Source organism: Bowmanella pacifica (genome assembly GCF_014645355.1).
Taxonomy (GTDB): Bacteria; Pseudomonadota; Gammaproteobacteria; order Enterobacterales; family Alteromonadaceae; genus Bowmanella; species Bowmanella pacifica.
Genome location: NZ_BMLS01000001.1, coordinates 1 through 22162, shown reverse-complemented (window position 1 = coordinate 22162; position 22162 = coordinate 1). Strand labels below are relative to the sequence as shown.

General features: G+C 48.9%; 22 protein-coding genes. 9 read left to right on the top strand and 13 right to left on the bottom strand.

Features of this window, described 5'->3' with window-relative positions:
* Positions 1-102: 102 nt before the first annotated feature.
* Positions 103-675 (bottom strand): GspH/FimT family pseudopilin, encoded by a 573-nt coding sequence (locus IEX02_RS00110; RefSeq protein WP_188688495.1) that lies wholly within the window; start codon positions 673-675, stop codon positions 103-105.
* Between the two features lie 319 nt (positions 676-994).
* Between IEX02_RS00110 and nadE the strand changes: the two genes are divergently transcribed.
* Together nadE and glnB are read left to right on the top strand one after the other, a co-directional pair.
* Positions 995-1831, top strand: a complete 837-nt coding sequence (gene nadE, locus IEX02_RS00105; protein WP_188688492.1) for an NAD(+) synthase — start codon at positions 995-997, stop codon at positions 1829-1831.
* A 14-nt stretch (positions 1832-1845) separates the two neighbouring features.
* Positions 1846-2184 (top strand): nitrogen regulatory protein P-II, encoded by a 339-nt coding sequence (glnB, locus tag IEX02_RS00100; RefSeq protein ID WP_102798264.1) that lies wholly within the window; start codon positions 1846-1848, stop codon positions 2182-2184.
* Positions 2185-2243: 59 nt separating this feature from the next.
* On the opposite strand, the gene IEX02_RS00095 is transcribed toward glnB, so the two are convergent.
* The 9 genes from IEX02_RS00095 to IEX02_RS00055 all read right to left on the bottom strand — a co-directional run bounded on the left by IEX02_RS00095 (position 2244) and on the right by IEX02_RS00055 (position 9362).
* Positions 2244-3176 (bottom strand): hypothetical protein, encoded by a 933-nt coding sequence (locus IEX02_RS00095; RefSeq protein ID WP_188688489.1) that lies wholly within the window; start codon positions 3174-3176, stop codon positions 2244-2246.
* Positions 3177-3419: 243 nt separating this feature from the next.
* Complete coding sequence (locus IEX02_RS00090) at positions 3420-3986, bottom strand: DUF3833 domain-containing protein (RefSeq protein WP_188688486.1); 567 nt, start codon at positions 3984-3986, stop codon at positions 3420-3422.
* The gene (locus tag IEX02_RS00085; RefSeq protein WP_188688483.1) at positions 3983-4486 is read right to left on the bottom strand and encodes a chalcone isomerase family protein; all 504 of its coding nucleotides are present in this window, start codon (positions 4484-4486) and stop codon (positions 3983-3985) included. The genes IEX02_RS00090 and IEX02_RS00085 overlap by 4 nt, the downstream gene beginning before the upstream one ends.
* Positions 4473-5006, bottom strand: coding sequence for a DUF2878 domain-containing protein (locus IEX02_RS00080; protein WP_188688481.1), 534 nt, complete (start codon positions 5004-5006; stop codon positions 4473-4475). The genes IEX02_RS00085 and IEX02_RS00080 overlap by 14 nt, the downstream gene beginning before the upstream one ends.
* Complete coding sequence (locus IEX02_RS00075) at positions 4987-6243, bottom strand: SAM-dependent methyltransferase (RefSeq protein ID WP_188688478.1); 1257 nt, start codon at positions 6241-6243, stop codon at positions 4987-4989. Before IEX02_RS00075 ends, IEX02_RS00080 begins: the two co-directional genes overlap by 20 nt.
* Positions 6243-6965: a DUF1365 domain-containing protein gene (locus IEX02_RS00070; protein ID WP_188688475.1), complete on the bottom strand. Its 723-nt coding sequence runs from the start codon at positions 6963-6965 to the stop codon at positions 6243-6245. Before IEX02_RS00070 ends, IEX02_RS00075 begins: the two co-directional genes overlap by 1 nt.
* Positions 6962-8227: an NAD(P)/FAD-dependent oxidoreductase gene (locus IEX02_RS00065; RefSeq protein ID WP_188688472.1), complete on the bottom strand. Its 1266-nt coding sequence runs from the start codon at positions 8225-8227 to the stop codon at positions 6962-6964. Before IEX02_RS00065 ends, IEX02_RS00070 begins: the two co-directional genes overlap by 4 nt.
* Positions 8224-8940 (bottom strand): SDR family NAD(P)-dependent oxidoreductase, encoded by a 717-nt coding sequence (locus tag IEX02_RS00060; protein WP_188688469.1) that lies wholly within the window; start codon positions 8938-8940, stop codon positions 8224-8226. Before IEX02_RS00060 ends, IEX02_RS00065 begins: the two co-directional genes overlap by 4 nt.
* A complete protein-coding gene (locus tag IEX02_RS00055) occupies positions 8937-9362 on the bottom strand; it encodes a nuclear transport factor 2 family protein (protein WP_188688466.1) in 426 nt (141 codons plus the stop codon). The genes IEX02_RS00060 and IEX02_RS00055 overlap by 4 nt, the downstream gene beginning before the upstream one ends.
* Positions 9363-9492: 130 nt before the next feature.
* Between IEX02_RS00055 and IEX02_RS00050 the strand changes: the two genes are divergently transcribed.
* The 3 genes from IEX02_RS00050 to IEX02_RS00040 all read left to right on the top strand — a co-directional run bounded on the left by IEX02_RS00050 (position 9493) and on the right by IEX02_RS00040 (position 11404).
* On the top strand, positions 9493-10080 hold the full coding sequence (locus IEX02_RS00050) for an LON peptidase substrate-binding domain-containing protein (RefSeq protein WP_188688463.1): 588 nt from the start codon (positions 9493-9495) through the stop codon (positions 10078-10080).
* Between the two features lie 69 nt (positions 10081-10149).
* Positions 10150-10752, top strand: a complete 603-nt coding sequence (locus IEX02_RS00045) for a sigma-70 family RNA polymerase sigma factor (RefSeq protein ID WP_188688461.1) — start codon at positions 10150-10152, stop codon at positions 10750-10752.
* On the top strand, positions 10742-11404 hold the full coding sequence (locus IEX02_RS00040; protein WP_188688458.1) for a ChrR family anti-sigma-E factor: 663 nt from the start codon (positions 10742-10744) through the stop codon (positions 11402-11404). Before IEX02_RS00045 ends, IEX02_RS00040 begins: the two co-directional genes overlap by 11 nt.
* A 25-nt stretch (positions 11405-11429) precedes the next feature.
* On the opposite strand, the gene IEX02_RS00035 is transcribed toward IEX02_RS00040, so the two are convergent.
* Positions 11430-12197 carry an outer membrane protein assembly factor BamD gene (locus IEX02_RS00035; RefSeq protein WP_188688454.1) on the bottom strand — a complete coding sequence of 256 codons (768 nt, stop codon included), beginning with the start codon at positions 12195-12197 and terminating at the stop codon, positions 11430-11432.
* Between the two features lie 224 nt (positions 12198-12421).
* On the opposite strand from IEX02_RS00035, the gene rluD reads away from it, so the two are divergent.
* The 4 genes from rluD to pssA all read left to right on the top strand — a co-directional run bounded on the left by rluD (position 12422) and on the right by pssA (position 17847).
* Positions 12422-13396, top strand: coding sequence for a 23S rRNA pseudouridine(1911/1915/1917) synthase RluD (gene rluD / locus IEX02_RS00030; RefSeq protein WP_188688451.1), 975 nt, complete (start codon positions 12422-12424; stop codon positions 13394-13396).
* The gene (gene pgeF, locus IEX02_RS00025; RefSeq protein WP_188688448.1) at positions 13397-14110 is read left to right on the top strand and encodes a peptidoglycan editing factor PgeF; all 714 of its coding nucleotides are present in this window, start codon (positions 13397-13399) and stop codon (positions 14108-14110) included.
* Positions 14111-14203: 93 nt separating this feature from the next.
* Complete coding sequence (clpB, locus tag IEX02_RS00020; protein ID WP_188688445.1) at positions 14204-16774, top strand: ATP-dependent chaperone ClpB; 2571 nt, start codon at positions 14204-14206, stop codon at positions 16772-16774.
* Between the two features lie 278 nt (positions 16775-17052).
* Complete coding sequence (pssA, locus tag IEX02_RS00015) at positions 17053-17847, top strand: CDP-diacylglycerol--serine O-phosphatidyltransferase (RefSeq protein WP_188688442.1); 795 nt, start codon at positions 17053-17055, stop codon at positions 17845-17847.
* Positions 17848-17881: 34 nt separating this feature from the next.
* Here pssA and IEX02_RS00010 read toward each other — a convergent pair whose 3' ends face one another.
* Both IEX02_RS00010 and IEX02_RS20515 read right to left on the bottom strand, forming a co-directional pair.
* The gene (locus tag IEX02_RS00010) at positions 17882-18412 is read right to left on the bottom strand and encodes a PEP-CTERM sorting domain-containing protein (protein WP_188688439.1); all 531 of its coding nucleotides are present in this window, start codon (positions 18410-18412) and stop codon (positions 17882-17884) included.
* Positions 18413-18500: 88 nt separating this feature from the next.
* Positions 18501-21671, bottom strand: coding sequence for a S8 family serine peptidase (locus IEX02_RS20515; protein ID WP_188688434.1), 3171 nt, complete (start codon positions 21669-21671; stop codon positions 18501-18503).
* Positions 21672-22162 lie beyond the last annotated feature (491 nt).

The following is a 22162-nucleotide window of genomic DNA, read 5'->3' as shown; positions in this document are numbered from 1 at the left end:
GGGGCGCCGCCGCAGCGTAAATGGGGTGATCAGTTGCCTACTGAATTAGTTGCATGAAATAAAGAAGGATAAGGCCCTCTGTATGGCGGGCCATCTGCCGGTTTATATACAGCTAAGTGCATTCCCGGCACTATCTTCATGAACACCATTGTTATCCGTGTCCTGACTTAACCTAACCCGTCCTTGCAGACTGATAAACAGGGCCCTGGCGAATCTGGCTTCACCATCCTGATGACAGATCTTAATGGTGGCCGGGGTAGAGACAGTGCCATTACCGTTAAAACGCACCGTGATGGCGGGGCCGGTGATAACCAGGCTTTTGGCTGGCAGTGATGTGGCAACCAGAATTTCTTCATCTGCGCTGCGGTTACCATTGCCGTCCAGATCATTGAACACCATTCTGGCTTGATCCCAGTTGGTACTGCAATTGGAAAAATCCGGAGTAGGGCAAACAATGGCGGTGTTTTGTTCATCAATGGCATTACTGCGTGCAAATTGAATAATGCCACTGATTTCATTGACCTGAGAGGTAATGTTATTGCGGATAAGAATATCTCTGACGCTGGGAGCGACCATAGTCAACAGAATACCGGAAATAGCCAGGGTGATCATAAGCTCGAGCAGGGTTAGGCCTCGCTGCCGATGATAATAATAAAGCGTGTCTTGCCTTTTCATAGCGTTAACTCTCCAGCTGTATTTACTAGGCGTATAGGCCTTTTGAGTATAACTGCTGAGCACATTCGGCCACCTAAGGCTGAGTTAAAGTGTGTGCTATGTGCTTCTGCACACCGGTCCATCAACGACTGAAAAATTATACTCAAAAGGTCTGCACGCCTTAGCATAACGGTTTCCGCTTTACGTTGGGTATGTAGGCTCTGTCATAGTTATTGGTCGATTCATATTTATCCCCATCACAACGGTGGACCACGGCATAAAGACAAGCAAGTTGTATGGATTTTTCTTATGATAGCGGAAAAAGCAAACGAGCAGGTTAATGGACGTAAAAGCGATATTGGCGGAAATGCGGGTATTGCCCGAGATTGATGCCGCCTTTGAGATTGCCCGCCGGGTGAACTTTATCAAGTCACATCTTCGTCAGTCGGGTCTAGATACTTTGGTGCTGGGGATCAGTGGGGGGATTGATTCCTGTACCCTGGGTCGTCTGGCCCAGATTGCGGTGGATGAACTCAATGCCGAGCATCATGAACACTATCGTTTTGTTGCGGTGCGTTTACCTTATGCAGCACAAGCCGATGAGCAGGACGCCCAGGATAGCATTGATTTTATCCAGCCCAGTGTGTCGCTGGCGGTGAATGTACAACCCGGCGCTGATGCGCTTCATCAGCAAACCGCAGAAGCCCTCGCATCCGAGGGGTTATTACCTGAGGATCCGGGCAAACAGGATTTTGTCAGAGGTAATGTTAAAGCCAGGGCAAGAATGGTTATTCAATATGAAATCGCCGGCATGTTGGATGCGCTGGTACTGGGCACTGATCATTCCGCTGAGAATATTACGGGTTTCTATACCAAGTGGGGAGATGGTGCGTGCGATTTGGCTCCCCTGTTTGGTTTGAACAAACGTCAGGTTCGGTTGATTGCCAGAACACTGGGAGCGCCAGCACAGGTCATCGACAAGGCACCGACGGCAGATCTGGAAAGCCTGAGCCCGCAAAAGACAGATGAATCGGCCTTAGGGTTAACCTATGACCAGATTGACGATTTCCTGGAAGGACGTGCAGTGCCGGCGAGTGTGAGCGAGAAGTTGCTGTATATTTATCAGCGTACGCAACACAAGCGACGTCCTATTCCAACCATTTATGATGCTTATTGAACAGGTGACAGCAGATGAAAAAGATTGAAGCGATAATTAAGCCGTTCAAAATGGACGATGTCAGGGAAGCGCTTGCCGAGGTTGGGGTTACCGGCATGACGGTCACCGAGGTGAAAGGTTTTGGACGTCAGAAAGGTCATACTGAACTTTATCGTGGTGCGGAGTATCAGGTGGACTTTTTGCCCAAGATAAAGATTGACTTGGTATTGCCGGATGAGCAGGCTGAGCGGGCGATTGAGGCGATAATGCAAACTGCTCAGACAGGAAAAATCGGTGACGGTAAGATATTTGTTTATGACGTAGAACGGGTGATTCGTATCCGCACCGGGGAAGAAAACGAGGACGCGGTTTAATTTTTAGCTAGCGTTATTGTGAAAATAAAAAGGGCCGATATCGGCCCTTTTTAGTTCTACTATCTGAAGTGAATACCGGTAATGTCATATTCATAAATATAACGTTTACCATAGGAATCTCGGAAGTAAAATTCCATCTCTATCTTTTTACGCAGTGGGTCACTATGTTCAAGGATTTCTATCAGGAAATACTTGGTGCTGGGGCGATTGAAGTTTTTAAACTCTTTTTCCTGGATTATTTTGAACTTAGTAGGCTTCCCCATTCTTTCAAAATAACTAAACAAAGTACTCAAACCGCGTTTATAAATATCTTGGTGTTCGGCAGGAGATTTGGGATCCCGATATTTCAAGAGTGAGACTGAGCTTTTTCTGTTCACCGCATGGATAAAGTTCTGCATGATATCCTGATGGGGTTTCAAATCTTTGGCCGTTAGTTTGCTCGCAGCCTCTTTTAACTTTTGCTGTAAAGGTGCCACATTCTTGCTAAACGCTTGATAGTCTCTTGCTGGGTTGACGTAATCAAGGTAGCTCTCAATGCTTTTTTGGTATTCTGCACTTATTCTTTCATATCCATCAGGGATGTGTTGCTTGTAGGATTGATAAAAATTAAACGCATCCCTGTGACTTAAATGAGAAAAATCAGATGGGTCAACAAGTTTAGAGAAAAGCAGAGTGTTAAAGTTAAGGAAGTTTTTCTGATTGCTAAAGATAAATAAGTCGGAATACCATATTGTTTCACCTTTTTCTATAAACACGGTGAACTCATAGAAAACTCGGTCATTTTCAGGCATGAAGGTAATGCGTTTTTTATTTACTTGATGTGTTATCTCAGACGGTCCTCCTTCAATAAAAGAGATTTTGTATTCCTCTCCTAATGCCAATATTTCATCTGCTACCTCAATATTAAGATAGTTTTTGGCCAGCGCATGTCGACTGACGAATAACACTAATAAGGTAAAAAAGAGAAGGGATAAGTTGATTCGCTTTTGCATAATGACTTCCTGTTAAGGCGAAAATACTCAACTGTAAGAAATGTCTGGCCGAGCGGCTTGTCCATTGCTTTATTGGTCGGCACCCAGTTTAATCATGGGTACCAGGCGGTGAACGTTATCAGCGACGGGAGTGTATTTCAAATGTACTCCTGCTGTACGCTGGACATATGACCGTTTTTCTTATGACGGGGTAGTGTCAGAAATCTGTATTCTGGTCTTGGGCAATATTCTTGGCTGTGGCCATTATGTTGTTAGCTGCTCAACAGGTCGCTGCTGACAAGCTATGCCAACAGGATGCTTAGTAAAGACAATGCTTATTTCCGCCACTGTAATACCGAGCTTTTGCATATAGGAACGGTTCATAAGGTGGTGTTCGTCAAGCAGGTACATCCAGTCATCAATAAAAAAGTCATAGTCAGTTTCATCGATTGGCACCCTTAGCACATACTGCCAGTTAAATGCGTTGCCTTTGGCGCGACCTGATGCTGTGCCCACCACATCATCAGCGCTACCTGTAACCAAGCCATCCGGGTGACGCTGTAGATGCCATATTCTGATCTGTCTCTCTCCATCTGCGAAATAAAAGGTTTCGTGCAGTGTTCCCCGGTTACTTTGCCAACTGGCGTCAATATCTACGCAGAATTGCCTGGTGAGTTTGCCGCTGTAGTCCTGAATTATGCCTCTTGCGGTTATCTTGCCGTCAAAGTATTGCCGAAGATCAAAGCTTGGAGACATGATTTGATGATCCTGCAAGGACGAACTGCATGACAGTAATAACATCGAAAACAGCAGTAAGATACTCTTTCTCATGGGGGCGTTACTCCTATCAGCCGGGCGCGTAACTTTGGATATTCGGTATCTTCAGATAGCCAAATGGATAAAAAGCTATCGGCGAAGGTTGTTTCATCAATTTGTCCTATCAGGTCACCATTGTGATAAAAATGGCTGACGCCCTGTTGGTCAACTTTTATCACTAAGGTATCGCCGCGGCGGATATCCGGCCAGATGTCAGACAGGGTAAGTAGCCAACGTTGTGATTGTTCTGACCATAGCGACAGGCGCTGCCATTGCTCACGTGTGGCGTCAATAAGGTCAGCGGCTGCAATATCGCGTAGGTATTTGATTTCCAGAGCCTGTGGGTAGCTACCCACTTGGTATAGGCCATCTGGACTATATAGCGCCGACTCATACACATCCCAGAACCAAACCTGTAATTTGGCTTGCCCAACAAGTTCAAGGTCGCTGACGGGGCTGGCATGGATAGGTAATATGCTAAATAGCAAGCACACCCAAAGGCTAAGCTTTTTCATAGGTTGGCTCCATCAGTCTTGCAGTTATCCAGCCAAATAGCGGCATCAGTAACGCCCAGAGTAAGGCCAGAATCATTAAGGTAAAGGTCAGGTTGTGATCGAATGCGACAGCACCGAGTTGCATGCCGGCAAAGTAACTAAGGGGACCAAAAATCGCACCCAGTAACGCGGCCAGAAAGGGTTTATCCTGCAACCACTTCAAGCCATAACTCAATGTACCGGCAAAAGCCAGCCATAGCCCAGCAAGCCAGAAGGGAATAAGGAAATCAGGTGCTGGGGAAAAGGAAAAGAGTCCCAGTTGGGTCAGGGCACCATCGGTGAGTATACCGATGACACCGCAGCAACCTACTGCCGGCCAATCTCGTTTGCCCTGTGCCGGCCAGCAAAGATGAAACATCAGCAGTAAAAACAATAACCCCAGCCAGGCATCCCGACCTATTACAGCAACCAGCCAGCACAACTGAAACCAGACCAGATTTAACAGGGTGGCGTGTGTTCCACTAGCAACGATGTGTCTCATGGAGGTACTCAGGCTTTGAAAGCAACAACTGCACCGTACTGATGCTGCGTTGCAGAAACCCCCCTTCACAGTAGCAAAAATAGAACGACCATAAACGCATGAAACGCTCATCGTAGCCGCACTTTGCGAGAGGCTGTCGGTTCTGATGCAATGCGCGATGCCAGTCTTGTATCGTTCTTGCGTAATGAAGGCCTATATCTTGGCAATCCCTGAGCTCCATATCAGAGGCCCCGCGAATTTGATCTGTTAGCAATGACAGGGATGGAAGAAAGCCGCCGGGAAAGATATGCCGTTGAATAAAATCTTGCCCTTTGCTGTAGCTGGCAAGCCGCGCTTCGCTAATCGTGATGGATTGCAATAGCATTAAGCCATCCGGCTTTAGCAGCTGGCTACATTGGCGGAAGAAGGTCGGTAAATAGGCTTTGCCTACGGCTTCGACCATTTCAATGGAGACCAGTTTGTCATATCGACCGGTGAGTTTACGATAATCTTGCTTGAGCAGCGTTACCTTGTCTTTTAAACCTTCCTCTTCAAGCAAGGCTTCGGTGTAGCGATACTGTTCCTCAGAAATGGTGGTGGTCGTGACGAGGCAGCCATAATGCTTAGCGGCAAATACAGCCAGGCCTCCCCAGCCAGTTCCAATCTCCAATAAGTGATCCTCGGGGCCAAGGTTCAGTTTGTCACAGATGGTTCGCAATTTGTGCTGCTGTGCTTCCGCCAGACTACTGGCGGCGTTGGGGTATATGGCCGACGAGTACATCATGCTGTCATCAAGAAAATGTCGGTAAAGTGTGTTACCCAGATCATAATGCGCAGCGATATTAGTTTTGGCACGGGACACTGAATTAGCCGTGGATAAGCGGTGCAACCAATCGGCAGGTAGTCTTAGCCAACTGAGTTTTCGCTCAAGTTTGTCCAACAGGGTGATATTGGCAGCAAATAGCCTGACCACGGCGGTGAGATCCGGGGTTTCCCACATGCCCTCGGTATAAGTTTCACCGGCCGCCACTGAGCCGCCGCTCAACACCTTAGTATAAAATTCAGGGTTAAGAATATTAATCTCTGCCTGCAATGGGTGAGAGGCCTGGCCAAACTGCTCAACTAATCTGCCTTGTTCCTTAACGAGTAGCCGCCCTTGAGTCATGCGCCCCAACAAGCTAAGTACAGTGGTGCGGGCAACTTTTGTAAGCCAGTTAAGTCGTTGCGCTTGCTCGATAAGTTGTTCGCCTGCGTGCATCAGGACTCCTTGTGACTGGAAGTGTGGCCGTATACCGGATTGCCTTTAAGATAAATCTTTGCAGCTTGCCAATAGATCCCGACCAGGGTTTTTAAGGTCATGGTGTTTAGCATTACGTTCAGTAACTCGGTACGGTTCAGTTTTTTTTCAGACATCTGTATACCGGCTTCAAAATCCGTTTGTTCGGTCACACAGGCAATTTTGACCTGAAGGTGCTCAGCTGGCGTACTGAAGTGCCATTGGTAGCGCATGGACATAGGGTTAAAAGGCGAAACATGAAAAGCTTTGTCTGTGTCCTGAGGATTACGTAGGTCAATCAGGTAGCAATGACGTTCATTCCAAGGGGTATTGCTGACTTCCGCCATAACATGACTGAAGGTACCGTCAGTTTGTCGCAGATAGTAAAAGTTAACTGGACTGAAATACAAACCAAACCAGCGCAGTGGGGCAAGCAAAAAAACCTCGCCGTCCAGGGGGAAACCTGCCAGCTCTGACATTTTTTGTTTGGCCACTTCATGCAGAGGGCGCTGAGGTTCGGTTAAGTAATCTTGTCGCTTAAAGCGAAGTGCTGCCCAGCGACGGTAGGAAAGTCCAAAGTAACTATCCAGCTGCGGCAGATTCTGCAGATCCAACCAGAACAATTTGAGTGAGTAGCTGAACGCATGGGTCGCAGGCCGATGGCGTTTATGCCATACCTGACCACTATAGAGCCGGTGGCTCATAATCCCACTCCAAATCGCTCACATACATCTAATGCACTGCGCACACCGTCTTCATGAAAACCGTTGTACCAGTAAGCACCACAAAAATGCATGCCTTGCTGGCCGCAGATCTCTTGACGGCGCTGCTGCGCCTTGTGACTGACATGATTAAATTGCGGATGACTGTAATCAAAGGTCTGCAGGATCTTGGCATCTTGTATATCCTTGCGGTTATTGAGCGTTACGCAAAATGTCTGCTGGCTTTGCAGGCGCTGCAGTATATTCATGTTATACGTCACGGACGCAGGCTGTTGTGCCTCGCCTGGCGTGCCCTTCAAACGATAGTTCCAACTGGCCCATGCTCTTTTTCGTTTGGGCAGAAGGCCGGTATCAAGATGCAACACCACATCATTAGCTGCATAACGAATTGCCCCCAGAATCTCTCTTTGGGCGGGAGTGGATTCAGCCAGCATGGCCAATGCCTGATCGCTATGGCAGGCAAAAATGACATGGTCCACTATACGTTCAGGTTGACCTGTTGCTTGAATTAGATAGCCGTTGGGCTGCCTGACAACTCTTTGTACTGGGCTATTTAACAGAATACGTTCACGAAAGCCGCTGGTGAGCGGCGAAATATAGCTGCGGGAGCCGCCAATCAGGGTATACCACTGAGGCCGGTTGACGATGTTCAGCAAGCCATGGTTGTTGAAAAATTGCAGGAAAAAGCGCAGCGGAAAGGCTTTTACATCGTCCAGACTGGCCGACCAAATTGCTGCGCACATAGGTAATATGTAGTTTTGCGTAAAGGCTTCACCTAATCCCTGAGACTGAATAAATGCGCCTAGGGTCAAGGCATCTGGTACCTCTCCCTGACCATGTAGTTGTTTGCACACCCGATTAAAGCGGGTTATGTCCCTAAGCATCCGATAGAAACCGGGTCTGAGCAGATTGCGGCGCTGCGCAAATAAACTGTTCAACCCATGACCGTTGTATTCAAGATTAGTCGCCTGGTTTTGTACGCTGAAGCTCATTTCTGTGGGTTGTTTGGCCACTTTAAGCTTGTCTAACAGGCGGATAAAATTGGGGTAAGTCCAGTCGTTAAATACAATAAATCCGGTGTCTACGGCCTGTGACTCAGCCCCCACGCTGACATCAACAGTATGGGTGTGTCCACCGATATAGTCGTTTGCTTCATACAGCCATAGTTCATGTTCTTTGTGCAACAGATGGGCGCAGACCAGGCCTGATATACCGCTACCTATTACTGCAATACGTTGCTTCATTGATTTTTCATCCTTTGACAAAGCCATTGTTGGGCGCGTTCTGGCAAGCCGGACAATAGCCGGATAGTGAGCGCAAAACGCCAGGGAAAATACAGGCTTGAGCGGGAAGATTGCAGCCCGTTGAAAATATGTTCAGCAGCCTGCTCGGCAGTGATGCAATCGGGCATGCTGAAGGTGTTTTTATCTGTTAATGGGGTTTTGACAAAACCAGGAGAAATACTTTGTACCTTAACCCCCCGGTCGCTTAAGTCTGTTTGCAGGGTTTTGGTCAGGTAATGCAATGCCGCCTTGCTGGCGCCATAAGCTTGGCTTTTAGTAAAGGGAAGATACCTGGCAAGGCTATCCACAATCGCCAGGGTTGTACCTTTATCGAGGTTAGGGAGCAATGCCACTAAGCAGTTTACTACCCCAAAAAAATTGACCTCAAATACGCGTCTAAACAGCGCGGGATCCCAACTATCAATATCTACATATTCGCAAGTACCAGCATTTAGCACCACGATATCCGGTTTGAGGTGGGCAAGCATCTGCTGGCAAGCTTGCGGGTCGGCAATATCAAATGCCAGCGTGGAAATAAGCGCGGTTTGCTCCAGCTCTGCCAGCTTATCCTGGTCCCGACCACAGGCAATCACCTGCCAGCCAGCCTGGGCGCATTTTTGCGCCAAAGCTCTTCCCATGCCAGAACTGGCACCGCTTATGAGAATCTGGGTCATTGGCTTAACCTGCGTTTTAGCCAACGAATAATGGCACCAACAACAGGAATATGTTCATAAAGCATAGCCCCCATGTCGTAGTAATCTCGTTGGTAGTACACCCGTTCATCTCTGATGTGCAGTTCACTGATGCCGTCCAGACTTAGTGGGTGGGCATTTTTTAGTTTTGGGTGTGCGTAGTACATGGTCCAACGAATGAACAGTTTCTGTCCGCAATTATCATAGCCATGGAAATCAAATTTGCAGGTATGGCAATGGCTAAGCAGACGAGAGAAATAAGTCGTTAATTGCGCTAACCCTTTATGGCTGTCGACGGGATCGACAAACTCAATATCAGGACTGTATATCTCGCTCAGTTCATTTAACGCCTCATCGCTGAGCGATGTGTAAAAGTTCTGTAATTTCAATTGTATTGGCGTCATAACGTTCGCAATCCTGTTTTGCTGTTTTATACGTATTGCAGGTCAAAAGGATCAAAATTTATTGGCATAGATCTTTGTTTGCTGACATTACGTATATAGGACAGAAATAAATAGCTGACTGGAGATTATATTGGCCAGTGAACAAAAGCCCGTGGCATTGTTCCCATTGTCTGCCCACTTACTGCCAGGTGGGCGTCTGTCACTGCGGATTTTTGAACCTCGTTATCTGCGCATGGTGAAAGAAGCATGCGCCGCTCAGCGGGATTTTGCCGTATGTATGCTCAATGCCAAAGGCGACAAGCAATTAAATCAGCATATCTACCCGCTGTGTACGCTCGCCAAGGTTATCGATTTTAGTACCCTGCAAGATGGCTTGCTTGGCATTGTGGTAGAAGGGCAGGCAAGTCTCATTGTTGACCAGATTGAAACGGAGCAAGATGGACTTCGTATTGCCAACTGCGAATTTGACCAGGTCTGGAACAGTGCAGACTGTCTTGAGCAGGCAGAGTTGCAACTTGCCACCGATAAGCTTCGTGCCATCTTCACCCGCTTTGCAGATTTACCGCAGCTTTATCCCAGTCCTGACTTTGGTAATGCCATGTGGGTGCTTTTTCGCTGGTTGGAACTGTTACCTGTTGATGCCTCCGTTAAGCAAGCCTTATTGAGTGAAAAAGATTGCCGCAAAGTGTTGCTGTTTCTGACAGAATTACTGCATTGATCCTTTTTCTGCCGGCAACGTATACATGATCAAATCGCAAGGGAAAATCACAAGGTTGCTGGTGGAGTCATGCTGGTCGGAATTGAGTTGAACAAATATCAAGCCCAAGGCGACGTAACCAATGAAATGGTGGCATGTCTTCACACCGTGGCGGCCAAACGCTGCCAGGCGTCCTTTGCCAGACTGTTTCATTATTTCGCGCCAAGGTTGCGTGCCTATGCGTTAAAGCAAATGGGTAATGACGCACTGGCGATGGAGTTGGTACAGGAAACGCTTACGAACGTGTGGCAAAAGGCCCATTTGTTCGATGCCTCCAAAGGCGCGCCTTCAACCTGGATTTTTACCATCGCTCGGAATATCCGTTTTGACATGCTGCGTAAACAACAGCACCGTAAGGAGGATATTTGCGCAGATGATTTGTGGCCGGTGTTGTGTGAGCAAACCGCTGATTTGGCTCAGCCCGAGCTGGATGAACAGGTCACACTTGAGCAAGTAGGGCAATTGTTCGAAGCCCTACCGGATAAACAAAAGCAGGTGATCGAAGCCATATACATCCAGGGTAAATCCCAACAGGAAGTGGCTGACGCCCTTGGGATCCCGCTGGGAACGGTAAAGTCCCGTACACGTTTGGCATTACAACGGCTAAAAGAGATGTTGTCAGATGAAGATTAAGCTACATCCTTCAGACCAACAATTAACCCTGTTTGCTCAGGGGCAGGCTGCGCCCGGTGAGAGCCTGATTATATCGGCGCACGTAGACATGTGCCCTGTATGTCAAAAGCGGATGGCTAATGTGGAGATGGCATTGGCCGAGCAAGTGTTGACTGAGCAGAGTCCGCTGCCCGACAGACAGATGCAGGATATGTTGGCGCAGATCCTTGCGACCCCGCAGGCATCAACGACGCCGGCAGAGGTGCATTATCTTGAATTGGACGGCAAACATTTTGCACTGCCAAGAAGTTTGCAGCGTTATGCGAGCAAGATTAATGGCTGGTCACACATGGTCGGTAAGTTGTGGCAGGCCCGTGTAGATCTGGGGATCCATGGCCGAGCTGACTTTATCTATATGGAAAAAGGTGGCAGTGTGCCTGAGCATACCCACAGAGGACATGAGTTAACTCTGGTGCTGGATGGAGAGTTTTCCGACGGTAAAGGGCATTATGACACCGGGGACTTTATCTGCTGCGATGGTCAGCATACTCATAGCCCCAGAACAGACGCTGACGAAGGCTGTTTGGTTTTCAGTGTGCTGGATCAGCCGCTGCATTTTACCTCTGGGCTGGCGCGCTTACTTAATCCGTTCAGTCATTTATTCTTTAAATAAAAAAACGCGCTCGAGGCGCGTTTTTTTATGAATCAGCGTGGCTGCTGTTGGGGAAGTTGAGCTTCAGGGTTTTAAGGGTATTGTCCTTTAACTCCTGCAGATTCAATTGATCGTAACATTCCACCATCAACTCCAGCGCTTCTTGCAAGTGAGGAGAGTCTGGGAAGTACTCCAAAACATATTGACCACGGTTAGCGGCAGCAACATAGGCTTGACGCTTCATATAATAGCGGGCAATGGCCAGCTCGTATTTTGCCAGACGATCCTTGATATACATCATGCGCTTTTGCGCATCAGCAGCATATTTACTGTCCGGATACTTCTCCAGCAGTTGGCGGAAATCATTAAAGGCTTCACGGGCCATGCTCGGATCACGGTCGGAACGATCTATGCCCATTAAATCCTGAAACAGATTTGTGTCGGCATCCATGTTGACCAGTCCGCGCATATATTGCACGTAGTCGACATCGGAGTGGTTGGGATTCAGGCGCAGAAAACGGTCTATGGTAGCCAGTGCCTGGTCGGTATTGCTGGTCTTATAGTAAGAATAGATAAGATCAAGCTGTACCTGGTGTGACAAAGGGCCAAACGGGTACCTGGAGTCCAGAGCACTAAGTGTGGCGGCGGCGCCATTAAAGTTGCCGTTAGTCAAATTTTCCTTGGCTCTGTCGTACAAAGCTTGGGGTCCTTGATTAACCAACGCCAGGTCTTCCTCTTCCGGTGAACTGGAGCAGGCGGACAAGACTAAAGCGGCGCTGATCAGTATACTTTTTGAAAAAACTCTCGTATTCATAACGCTCATTATCGTTTACGCGATTCTGCCGGGTGCAAAATTCCGCTAGAATAGACACCCTGTTTCAAAATAAGTGCCCAACACATCGACGCATTCTACCCGACTGTGTTGGCCTATGCACATGATATTGCCGGTCGAATTCCAACTGGCTCCATGTAAGCCATTGTTCCACAAGACAGAAGACGGCTGTCTTGTAGCGAATCAACTGCCCGTCGAAGCTGATGATGCAAGAAAGATTAGAGTTACATGCTGAAGTTCCTGAGTCGTTAATTGGTAAACGCTTAGATCAGGCTTTGGCTGAATTGTTCAGTGATTATTCGCGTTCACGGATTAAAGATTGGATCCTGGCCGGTCATGTGCAAATCAATCAACAAGTGTGGGACAAACCCAGGGAAAAGTTGATGGGGGGAGAACAGGTACTGATTCAAACCCGTATTGAGGTACAGCAGCAACACAAAGCGCAAGCCATGGCATTGGATATTCAATACGAGGATGAGCATATTCTTGTGTTGAACAAGCCAGCTGACCTGGTTGTGCATCCTGGTGCAGGTAACAGTAGCGGTACATTATTGAACGCCTTGCTCAACCATGTACCGGATATTGGTGCTGTGCCCCGGGCCGGTATAGTGCATCGTCTGGACAAAGACACCACAGGTCTGATGGTGGTAGCGAAAACCATTCCGGCGCAGACGAACCTGGTTGAACAGCTGCAGGCACGGGAAATCAGTCGTGAATACGAGGCTGTGGTTAACGGCACTATGGTGGCGGGAGGCACGGTAGATGAACCTATTGCGCGCCATGAAACCAGGCGAACCAGCATGGCTGTAAGAATAGGGGGAAAACCTGCCGTCACGCATTATCGGGTTATTCAGAAGTTTCGTGCGCACACGCATTTGCGCCTGAAGTTGGAAACCGGTCGTACCCACCAGATTCGTGTGCATATGGCGCATTTGCATCACCCCATCGTTGGCGATCCGCTCTACGGCGGGCGTCCTCGTCCACCGAAGTCTGCCAGTGACGAACTACGCGATACCTTGCGTGATTTCAAACGCCAGGCTTTGCATGCCGCGCAGCTTGAGTTGGCCCATCCTATCAGTGGTGAGTGGTTAAGCTGGCAGGCTCCCTTACCTCAAGATATGGTTGACCTGCTGACAATACTGCGTGCAGACACCAAAGCACACGACCAGGATTGGGAGTAAGTGTTTATACAGCCGGACTGGCCAGCGCCTAAGAGGGTACAGGCTATTTCCACCACTCGTCAGGGCGGCGTCAGCCGCGCACCTTTCGAGAGTTTAAATCTTGGCATGCATGTCGGTGATAGTGAAAAAGATGTGCTTGCTAATCGCCAGCAATTACCTCGAAGTGAACAGATTATCTGGTTGAATCAGGTGCATGGTAATGCTGTGCACCGGCTCAATGTCGGTAGTGAGCAAAATGTGTCGGCTGACGCGTCTATTGCGTTAGACACAGGGATCACCTGCGCTGTCATGACAGCAGACTGCCTGCCTGTGCTGTTTTGCCATCGTCAGGGCCTGGCGGTCGGTGCGGCGCATGCCGGCTGGCGGGGGTTAGCGGCTGGGGTACTGGAAAATACCCTGGCAGCTTTACCAGGGCAGCCTGAAGACTATTTGGTCTGGCTTGGCCCGGCTATCGGCCCCAATGCTTTTGAAGTGGGGGAGGATGTAAAGCAGGCTTTTGCCGCTGACTATGATGCATTCAAGTCAACCGACAAATCCGGTAAGTTTTTGGCCGATATTTATCAGTTAGCCAGAGCCTGTTTAGCGCGAGCCGGTGTGAACGAAATATACGGTGGCGAATACTGTACGCATCAGCAAGCTTGTCGCTTTTTTTCCTACCGCCGAGATGGTCAGACCGGGCGTATGGCCAGCCTTATTTGGTTAGAGGATCATTGATCCAGCGCAACCCGCCGCCTTGCTTCACTCTTGAATCCTGTGCAAAAGATACCCATAACTAGGACAACTTGGTTCTGAATTGAAGGGTATTTCATGCGTTTAGATAAAATGACCAGCAAGTTTCAACTTGCCATTTCTGATGCCCAGTCATTGGCGCTGGGCCGTGATCATCAATATATAGAGCCTGCTCATCTGATGATGGCTATGCTGAATCAGGAAGGCGGTTCCGTTCGCCCATTAATGGAGCAAATTGGCGTTAACAATAATGCGCTGCGTTCCGCCCTTTCTGAAATCATCGAACGTCTACCGCAAGTGCAAGGGGTCGGTGGCGACGTACAGCTTGGTAAAGATACTGCTGTACTGCTTAATCTGTGCGACAAAATCGCGCAAAAGCGCAAAGACGATTACATCACATCTGAGATTTTTGTGCTGGCAGCCTTGCAGGATAAAGGCAAACTGGGTGAAACCTTGCGCCAGTTGGGCCTGACCGAGCAAAAAGCCGAGCAGGCGATTGAGAAGCTGCGCGGTGGCCAGAAGGTGACCGACCCTAACGCAGAAGATGTGCGCCAGGCGTTGGAGAAATTCACCACTGACCTTACCGAGCGAGCTGAGCAAGGCAAGCTTGACCCCGTGATTGGTCGTGACGAAGAAATTCGCCGTACCATTCAAGTGTTGCAGCGCCGTACCAAGAATAACCCGGTACTTATTGGTGAACCTGGTGTGGGTAAAACCGCGATTGTAGAAGGGCTGGCCCAACGTATTGTGAACGGCGAAGTGCCCGAAGGGCTGAAAAATAAGCGCGTGTTATCGCTGGATATGGGAGCGCTGGTTGCCGGGGCCAAATACCGTGGTGAATTTGAAGAGCGTCTGAAAGCCGTACTCAATGAGCTGGCCAAAGAAGAAGGCCGCGTTATTTTGTTTATTGATGAGCTGCATACCATGGTGGGGGCAGGTAAAGGTGAAGGTGCCATGGATGCCGGTAATATGCTTAAACCAGCACTGGCGCGTGGCGAACTGCACTGCGTCGGCGCCACCACCTTGGATGAGTATCGTCAATATATTGAAAAAGATGCGGCATTAGAACGTCGTTTCCAAAAAGTGCTGGTGGATGAACCTTCAGTGGAAGACACCATTGCTATTCTGCGTGGGCTCAAAGAGCGCTATGAGTTACACCACTCGGTGAATATTACCGACCCGGCCATAGTGGCGGCGGCTTCGCTATCTCATCGTTACATCAGCGACCGTCAGTTGCCGGATAAGGCCATTGACTTGATTGACGAAGCGGCGTCCAGTATTCGCTTACAAATTGATTCCAAACCAGAAGATATGGACAGGCTGGAGCGTCGTATCATTCAGCTTAAGCTTGAAGAACAGGCGCTGGCTAAAGAAACCGATGATGCCAGCCATAAACGTTTGGAATTGATTGAGCAGGAACGTGAAGGCCTCGAAGTGAAGTTTAAAGAGTTCGAGAAACTCTGGAATGCCGAAAAAGAGGCCATGCAGGGCACCCAGCATATTAAGGCTGAGTTAGAGCAGGCCAAGTTAGATCTGGAAATAGCCCGTCGCGCCGGCGATTTGAACCGGATGTCAGAACTGCAATATGGCCGCATCCCAGAGCTGGAACGTCGTTTGGAACGGGCCGATGAAACGCAGCATCAGGAAACCCGTTTGTTGCGTAACAAGGTGACCGATGAAGAAATCGCCGAGGTGTTGTCACGCTGGACAGGGATTCCTGTCTCGAAGATGCTGGAAGGTGAGCGCGAGAAATTGTTGCGTATGGAAGACGTATTGCACAAACGTGTCGTAGGGCAAGCCGAGGCGGTGAGCGTGGTGTCTAATGCCATTCGTCGCTCACGTGCCGGTTTGGCGGATCCCAATCGCCCCATTGGTTCCTTCCTGTTTTTAGGCCCCACCGGGGTAGGCAAAACCGAGCTATGTAAGGCCCTGGCCGAGTTTTTATTTGATACTCAGGATGCCATGGTGCGTATTGATATGTCTGAGTTTATGGAGAAACACTCGGTATCACGTTTGGTTGGCGCGCCTCCAGGGTACGTTGGTTACGAGGAAGGTGGCTATCTGACCGAGGCGGTAAGACGTAAGCCTTATTCCGTTGTGTTGTTGGACGAAGTGGAGAAGGCCCACCCAGACGTGTTCAATATACTACTGCAGGTATTGGATGATGGCCGTCTTACCGATGGTCAGGGGCGTACAGTGGATTTCAAAAACACCGTGGTGATTATGACCTCCAACCTAGGCTCCGACATTATTCAGGATAAAGCCGCACAAGGGCAGTATGAGGAAATGAAGGCACTGGTGATGGGCGTGGTTGGCCAGCATTTCAGACCGGAATTTATTAACCGGATTGATGATACTGTGGTTTTCCACCCGCTTGGACATGCGCAGATTAAAGCCATTGCTGAGATTCAGTTGGCCTCGCTGACCAAACGTCTGAGTGAGAAAGGTTACCAGTTGGCGTTAAGTCCGGCGGCCTTGGATAAACTTGCCGATGCGGGTTTTGACCCGGTTTATGGGGCCAGACCATTGAAACGGGCAATTCAGCATGAAATTGAGAATCCGTTGGCGCAGAAACTGCTAAGTGGCGCCATTTTGCCTGAGTCCACGATACAGGTAGAGGTGGAAGGCGAAGAGCTTGTGATTCATTGATACTAGTCATCGTTAAACTAAGGGCCGCTAAGCGGCCCTTAGTTTTTGGGCGAATAGTGTGGTAAGGCGATATTGATACAGCGCGCTTTTTTCGTCGTCGCTCAACTGCACTTATCTTATTGTGCAAACTACCTGGTGTCGGTTCACTCCGGCTCATTTACCTTGGTTAGGCTAAGTAAAAACCAAACCGGACTTATCTCTTTGAGTAAGCCCGGGTATTGCTAGAGTAGAGGGCGTGACATGTGGTATCTTCTTCGCCATCAATCTGGGAGGAATCAATGACTGACACCAAGCGTAAAGGTATTTATCTGTTACCTAATTTGTTAACTACCGGTGGCCTTTTTTCTGGGTTCTATGCCATTGTTTCAGCAATGAATGGCCATTTTGAAGCGGCTGCGGTGGCTATTTTTGTTGCCATGCTGTTTGACGGCCTGGATGGTCGGGTGGCGCGCATGACCAACACCCAAAGTGAGTTTGGTGCAGAGTATGACTCCATGGCAGATATGGTGTCATTTGGTATTGCCCCTGCGCTGGTGGCTTATACTTGGGGATTAACTGAATTGGGTAAACTAGGCTGGTTGGCGGCCTTTGTTTATGTGGCGGGTGCCGCCCTGCGATTAGCCCGTTTTAATACGCAAATCGGTATTGCCGACAAGCGTTACTTCCAGGGCCTGGCAAGTCCAGCTGCGGCAGCTCTGGTGGCCGGGCTGGTATGGGTTGGTGTTGAGTATGAGGCTGTTGGTGCCGATTACGGTGTGATTGTTGCTTTTATCACGGCGGCAGCCGGTTTGCTAATGGTGAGCAATTTCAAATACAACTCATTTAAAGAGGTAAACTGGCAAGGTAAGGTGCCTTTTGTGGCGCTGCTGCTAGTGATGTTGGTATTTGTTATTGTTGCTACTCAGCCGTCGCTGGTACTGTTTATTGCTTTTCTGCTTTATGCGGTGGCAGGGCCCATCAACACCTTCAGAAGTGTAGATAAGGTTAAGCTTGAGCATGTTGTCGGAGATGCCGACGAGCAGGTGGATGCGGAATTCGGTTCCGAAGATAAAGCTAAAACGGATAAAGAATAAAAAAAGGCGCTGATATCAGCGCCTTTTTTTGTATTTACTTTTGCATCTTACGTCGCATTCCCAGCAGTCCTAGCATCAGACCAAACATGGCCAGGGTCGCAGGCTCAGATACAACACTAGCTTGACCTAACGCCAGTCCATTGACAAATAGTAGATCGGCACTTCCACTGTCAAAAACAGTGAAGTAGTTGAAGTCTGGATTGTCGAAGGCATCAAAGTAACCTTGGAATGCCCAGCCTGGTAGGGAAAAGTCAATATCAAAATCCAGAAACTCAATACCGGCATAGATATTGTTGGTATCAAAGATTGCCTGGAAGAAAATGCTGTCATCCACAGGAATATCGTATCCCAGGAAGTTAAACGACACGAAGGACAGCACCTCACCTGTTCCATGCACAGGGTCAACCAGGGCATTATCGGTGTTGATAGTGATAGAGCCTATTACACCCGTTGAGCCATCAAGAGCTACTTCAATCAGATCTTGGGTGATAAGTGCCGCATTGGCGTTGCACGTCATCGCAGCGATTAAGCCCAGGCCTGCAAAGATTTTTTTTATGCTTTTCATAATTACCTCAATATTTTTATGCTGAGGTTGCTAAGAGCAACCTCAATTTATTGTTAGATGAGGGGATTTCTCCCCTTCTTCATTTTTCTTAGGGTTGAACTTCCAGCACGGTGGTTCCCTGGGCAATGCCTTCATCATCAAAGAAAGTGATTGCGCCCATATATAGGTAGCCAGGTGCCAGTCCGCGGGTGGTAATGGACACGTTGTTGTAACGTCCCTCTATGGCCCGCGGCGTGGAACGCACGTTGGTGGTACTTTCCGCTTGGTTGGCTACCCAAACTGGCATGGTGTAGTCAACCGACGCATTACCTGCCAGGTCCTTGGCATGCACAAAAGCAATGTACAGATCTCCCACATCGCCATTCGCCGCTGGCTCTGGATTTGTCAGAATGACATCTTCATTGGAACCGCCGTAAGTAGAACTGCTGACAAATGAACAGCTCCATCCGATACAGCGATAAATGTACATATCCAGATTGGTTCCTTGTGCGCTAACCAGGCTGTCACGCAGACTAAAACGAGCTACCTTGGTTCCTTCAGGGATCAGGAAGCCGTGGAAACCCAGACCATCTTCGTTAAACGAATAGCTTTGGTCAGGATCCTGCAGCGCTGTGCGGCTTGAACCGAAGGGTGCTACTAAGCCGGCGTAGTCCAAACTGGTCGCACCGCTATATAGCATCTGCACCGGGAAGGATGCTCTACCGCGATTCAGCTGCAGAGAAAACGCTTCCGGCACGTCAATCTTCACGTCACTGGCGGCTTTAACGGCGATAGGAGAACGGACAACATGACCATGTTCGTTGGTCCAGGTGATGGCACCAAATGCCCACTCACCAATGACAGCGTCGCTGTTCTTGCTGAAGGTGAGCGCATAGCTGGCTTGGCCGTCAGCCAATACCACTAGGTTACTGTTTTCTGCTTCTGTGCCATTGGCGTCAAAAGTTCGTAATGACACATCGATACCGGCCGGCGCTTCAATGGTCGCCACATAAGTGCCACCCAAGCCTGATACATCTTTCACCGTACGGGATAGGGTCTTGGCACTGGATAGCGCACCTATGGCCATGGACGGATAGTTAAGCTGGTTGGCGTCAGTGGCAAAACCATCAGCCTCCCACTCACTACAGGTGCGTCCTGATTCGGCTTGAACAAAGCTGTTTTCACCCTGCCCACACATAAAGGCGAAGTAATCGCCTGCGTTGAGGTCATAGGTTAGTCCTGGCTCCATGGCAGAAGCAGGCGCGGCATGGCCGCTGCCATAGTTAAAAGGTGTCGCCGGAATAGGTTCGATGACATTTTCGTTTTCATCATGCATAACCACAATATCTTGTCTGGCGGTGGTCATCAGCGCTGACTTGATCTGCGCTGGGGACCAGGACGGGTACTGGCCTTTCAGCAGGGCAGCCATACCAGCGATATGGGGGGCAGACATGGAGGTGCCACTGTTATACCCATAAGTTTCGCCTTGAGGGCCAAACATAGGTGCAGAAGAGATACCTGCCAATATGTTCACGCCAGGCGCCGTGATATCTGGCTTGATTAAATCCTCCGTATTGCCATTTGGGCCACGTGAGGAGAAATCAGCCATAATATTGCCAACTTCCGTTTGTTGTTCAAACGAACCAGCACTCATTTTAATTGTCACGTTTTCACCGCCAGCAATGGCCGCGCTTAACGCATCACCATCTGTGCCGTTGATCATCACGCCAGGAATATCATAAGCACCAGAGCCACCCATCACAGTCACAGGACGGTCGTCACTGTAGACGATAACGGCTTTTGCCCCGGCTAATTGCGCACGCTCCACTTTTTCAAAGAAGTTGCAGGTTCCGCGCTTAATTAATGCAATACTGTCTGCGATCTCTGCTGCATTATCTAGTGGGCTTGGCTCGCCATCAAAGCAGCCCAGCAAAGGCTCGGCAATAACTACATTAGCGGTAACATCACCGTATTCGGACAATGGCTTGGTAATCGCTCCTTCGGTAGAGCGCAGTTTTTCAGATGGATCTCTGGAAACGATTTCTATTGTATTGGTATAGCGAATGCCATCGTAGGTCGAAGCAGCCACACTCGTTACCCAAGGAGCGGGGGTACCAACAGTCACGGGGGCAGTACCGCTGTTTCCGGCAGAGACTGAAACAAAGACACCAGCATTGGTTGCTCTGAGCATTGCGGCGGTTTGTGGTGGAGTCAGGCTGGTGCGACTACCACTGATAGAATAGTTAATGACATCCACGCCATCGGCGACTGCGGCATCGATGGCAGCCATGGAGTCAGAGCCAAAACAGCCGCGCTCTTCAACTCCCTCGGGACTAACATAATCACTGTTCCAGCACACTTTATAGGCGGCTACACGCGCTCTTGGGGCAATGCCCGTCACGGTACCTACGTCTGTTCCAAATAGATTGACTGGAACGCCTTCATTACCTGCTGCGGTTGAGGCTGTGTGGGTGCCATGACTAGAGGCGTCGCGGGGCGATTCAAATTCACCCAGGGCATATTGGATTTCATAGGCAGATTCAAAACCCGCTTTGAAGTAGCGTGCACCGATAAGTTTGTTGTTACATTCAAAAGTGCCTTCAGCCATTTCGGCGCCGGAATCACAGACACCGCTCCAGCCTAAGTTTTCGGTTGAACTATAGCTGCCGTCATCCGCGAAGCTCGGGTTTTCCGGCCAGATTCCGGAGTCGACCACGCCTACAATGACATCTTCACCCTTGATTCCCAATGTGTGCTGGCCGTTAGCGCCATTTAATCCGAGGAACTCGGGGGTATTGGCGGTGGTGAGCTGCTGCTTTTCATCAATCCAAACTCCAGCAACATCTGCATGTTGGCGAAGTTGCTCGGCTTGTTGCTGAGTGAGTCTGGCGGCAAAGCCGTTAAACGTATGGGTGTAGTTATACAACACATCGGTAGCCCCAATGGCTTGCGCAACACTTTGTTGTCTACTCTTCAATTTCTGAGTGTAGGCCACTAAACGAGCCGATTGTGCGTTATATAAATTACCTTTATTGGCGGCAAGGTGATTGCTGGGGGTTAATTCTCCCAACGCTTGCGCCTGTGCGATACCGGATAGCCCCTTGAGTTGTACTATATAAGTAGCAATTCCGTTGGTACTGGAAGTTGGTAGGGGGGTAATAGTCGAGGCTTTCAGCGCACTGCGATCAATATCGACTTCATAGGCAAGAACATTTGTCGTGGTGAGAGATACCAGTGCAGTCGAGATTAAACTGCCTAGTAGTGACTTCCTAAACGTCATTATTATCTCCTGATTATTGTTTTTTCTTATAGTCTGTTCAGGCAGGGCTCTAATCAGTATTTGAAGACCGCTACCTGTGATTAAAAACTTATGGAGGTAGGATGATTCGGAACTAGGGGACTAATGTCGCACAGTTGAAGAACATCCTTGCTGCATGCCCTTCTTCACTAAGCTGAAGCGAATGTTCGGAGGGACATCTACGGCAATCCATAAGTGGAATACTGCTAATGCAATATTTAATCCATTTGTTATCCACTTGATTTAACAGTGTAAAAAAAAAGGTATCTGCTTGATGTGTAAGAATATCTGACATTGTTAGTCGGATTGCCTATCTAAAGGAAAATGTACAAAAATAAGGCTTTTGCTCAATATCTGCGCGAACGGAAAGTTTTTTGCAAAAAGCGCTTGATCTGTTTCTGTCGAACTGTAGAATGCGCACCACTTCGACGGGCCAGGCTGAAAGGCACCCCGGCAAGCCAGGAAGGCAGAAG

Bases quoted from the DNA above. Each gene is read 5' to 3' on its own strand.
- nadE (WP_188688492.1), top strand. From the start codon at position 995: ATGGACGTAAAAGCGATATTGGCGGAAATGCGGGTATTGCCCGAGATT.
- IEX02_RS20515 (WP_188688434.1), bottom strand. From the start codon at position 21,671: ATGACGTTTAGGAAGTCACTACTAGGCAGTTTAATCTCGACTGCACTG.
- IEX02_RS00055 (WP_188688466.1), bottom strand. From the start codon at position 9,362: ATGACGCCAATACAATTGAAATTACAGAACTTTTACACATCGCTCAGC.
- IEX02_RS00010 (WP_188688439.1), bottom strand. From the start codon at position 18,412: ATGAAAAGCATAAAAAAAATCTTTGCAGGCCTGGGCTTAATCGCTGCG.
- IEX02_RS00095 (WP_188688489.1), bottom strand. From the start codon at position 3,176: ATGCAAAAGCGAATCAACTTATCCCTTCTCTTTTTTACCTTATTAGTG.
- IEX02_RS00035 (WP_188688454.1), bottom strand. From the start codon at position 12,197: ATGAATACGAGAGTTTTTTCAAAAAGTATACTGATCAGCGCCGCTTTA.
- pssA (WP_188688442.1), top strand. From the start codon at position 17,053: ATGACTGACACCAAGCGTAAAGGTATTTATCTGTTACCTAATTTGTTA.
- rluD (WP_188688451.1), top strand. From the start codon at position 12,422: ATGCAAGAAAGATTAGAGTTACATGCTGAAGTTCCTGAGTCGTTAATT.
- IEX02_RS00080 (WP_188688481.1), bottom strand. From the start codon at position 5,006: ATGAGACACATCGTTGCTAGTGGAACACACGCCACCCTGTTAAATCTG.
- IEX02_RS00065 (WP_188688472.1), bottom strand. From the start codon at position 8,227: ATGAAGCAACGTATTGCAGTAATAGGTAGCGGTATATCAGGCCTGGTC.
- IEX02_RS00045 (WP_188688461.1), top strand. From the start codon at position 10,150: ATGCTGGTCGGAATTGAGTTGAACAAATATCAAGCCCAAGGCGACGTA.
- clpB (WP_188688445.1), top strand. From the start codon at position 14,204: ATGCGTTTAGATAAAATGACCAGCAAGTTTCAACTTGCCATTTCTGAT.
- IEX02_RS00075 (WP_188688478.1), bottom strand. From the start codon at position 6,243: ATGCACGCAGGCGAACAACTTATCGAGCAAGCGCAACGACTTAACTGG.
- IEX02_RS00070 (WP_188688475.1), bottom strand. From the start codon at position 6,965: ATGAGCCACCGGCTCTATAGTGGTCAGGTATGGCATAAACGCCATCGG.
- IEX02_RS00060 (WP_188688469.1), bottom strand. From the start codon at position 8,940: ATGACCCAGATTCTCATAAGCGGTGCCAGTTCTGGCATGGGAAGAGCT.
- IEX02_RS00040 (WP_188688458.1), top strand. From the start codon at position 10,742: ATGAAGATTAAGCTACATCCTTCAGACCAACAATTAACCCTGTTTGCT.
- IEX02_RS00085 (WP_188688483.1), bottom strand. From the start codon at position 4,486: ATGAAAAAGCTTAGCCTTTGGGTGTGCTTGCTATTTAGCATATTACCT.
- glnB (WP_102798264.1), top strand. From the start codon at position 1,846: ATGAAAAAGATTGAAGCGATAATTAAGCCGTTCAAAATGGACGATGTC.
- IEX02_RS00110 (WP_188688495.1), bottom strand. From the start codon at position 675: ATGAAAAGGCAAGACACGCTTTATTATTATCATCGGCAGCGAGGCCTA.
- IEX02_RS00090 (WP_188688486.1), bottom strand. From the start codon at position 3,986: ATGAGAAAGAGTATCTTACTGCTGTTTTCGATGTTATTACTGTCATGC.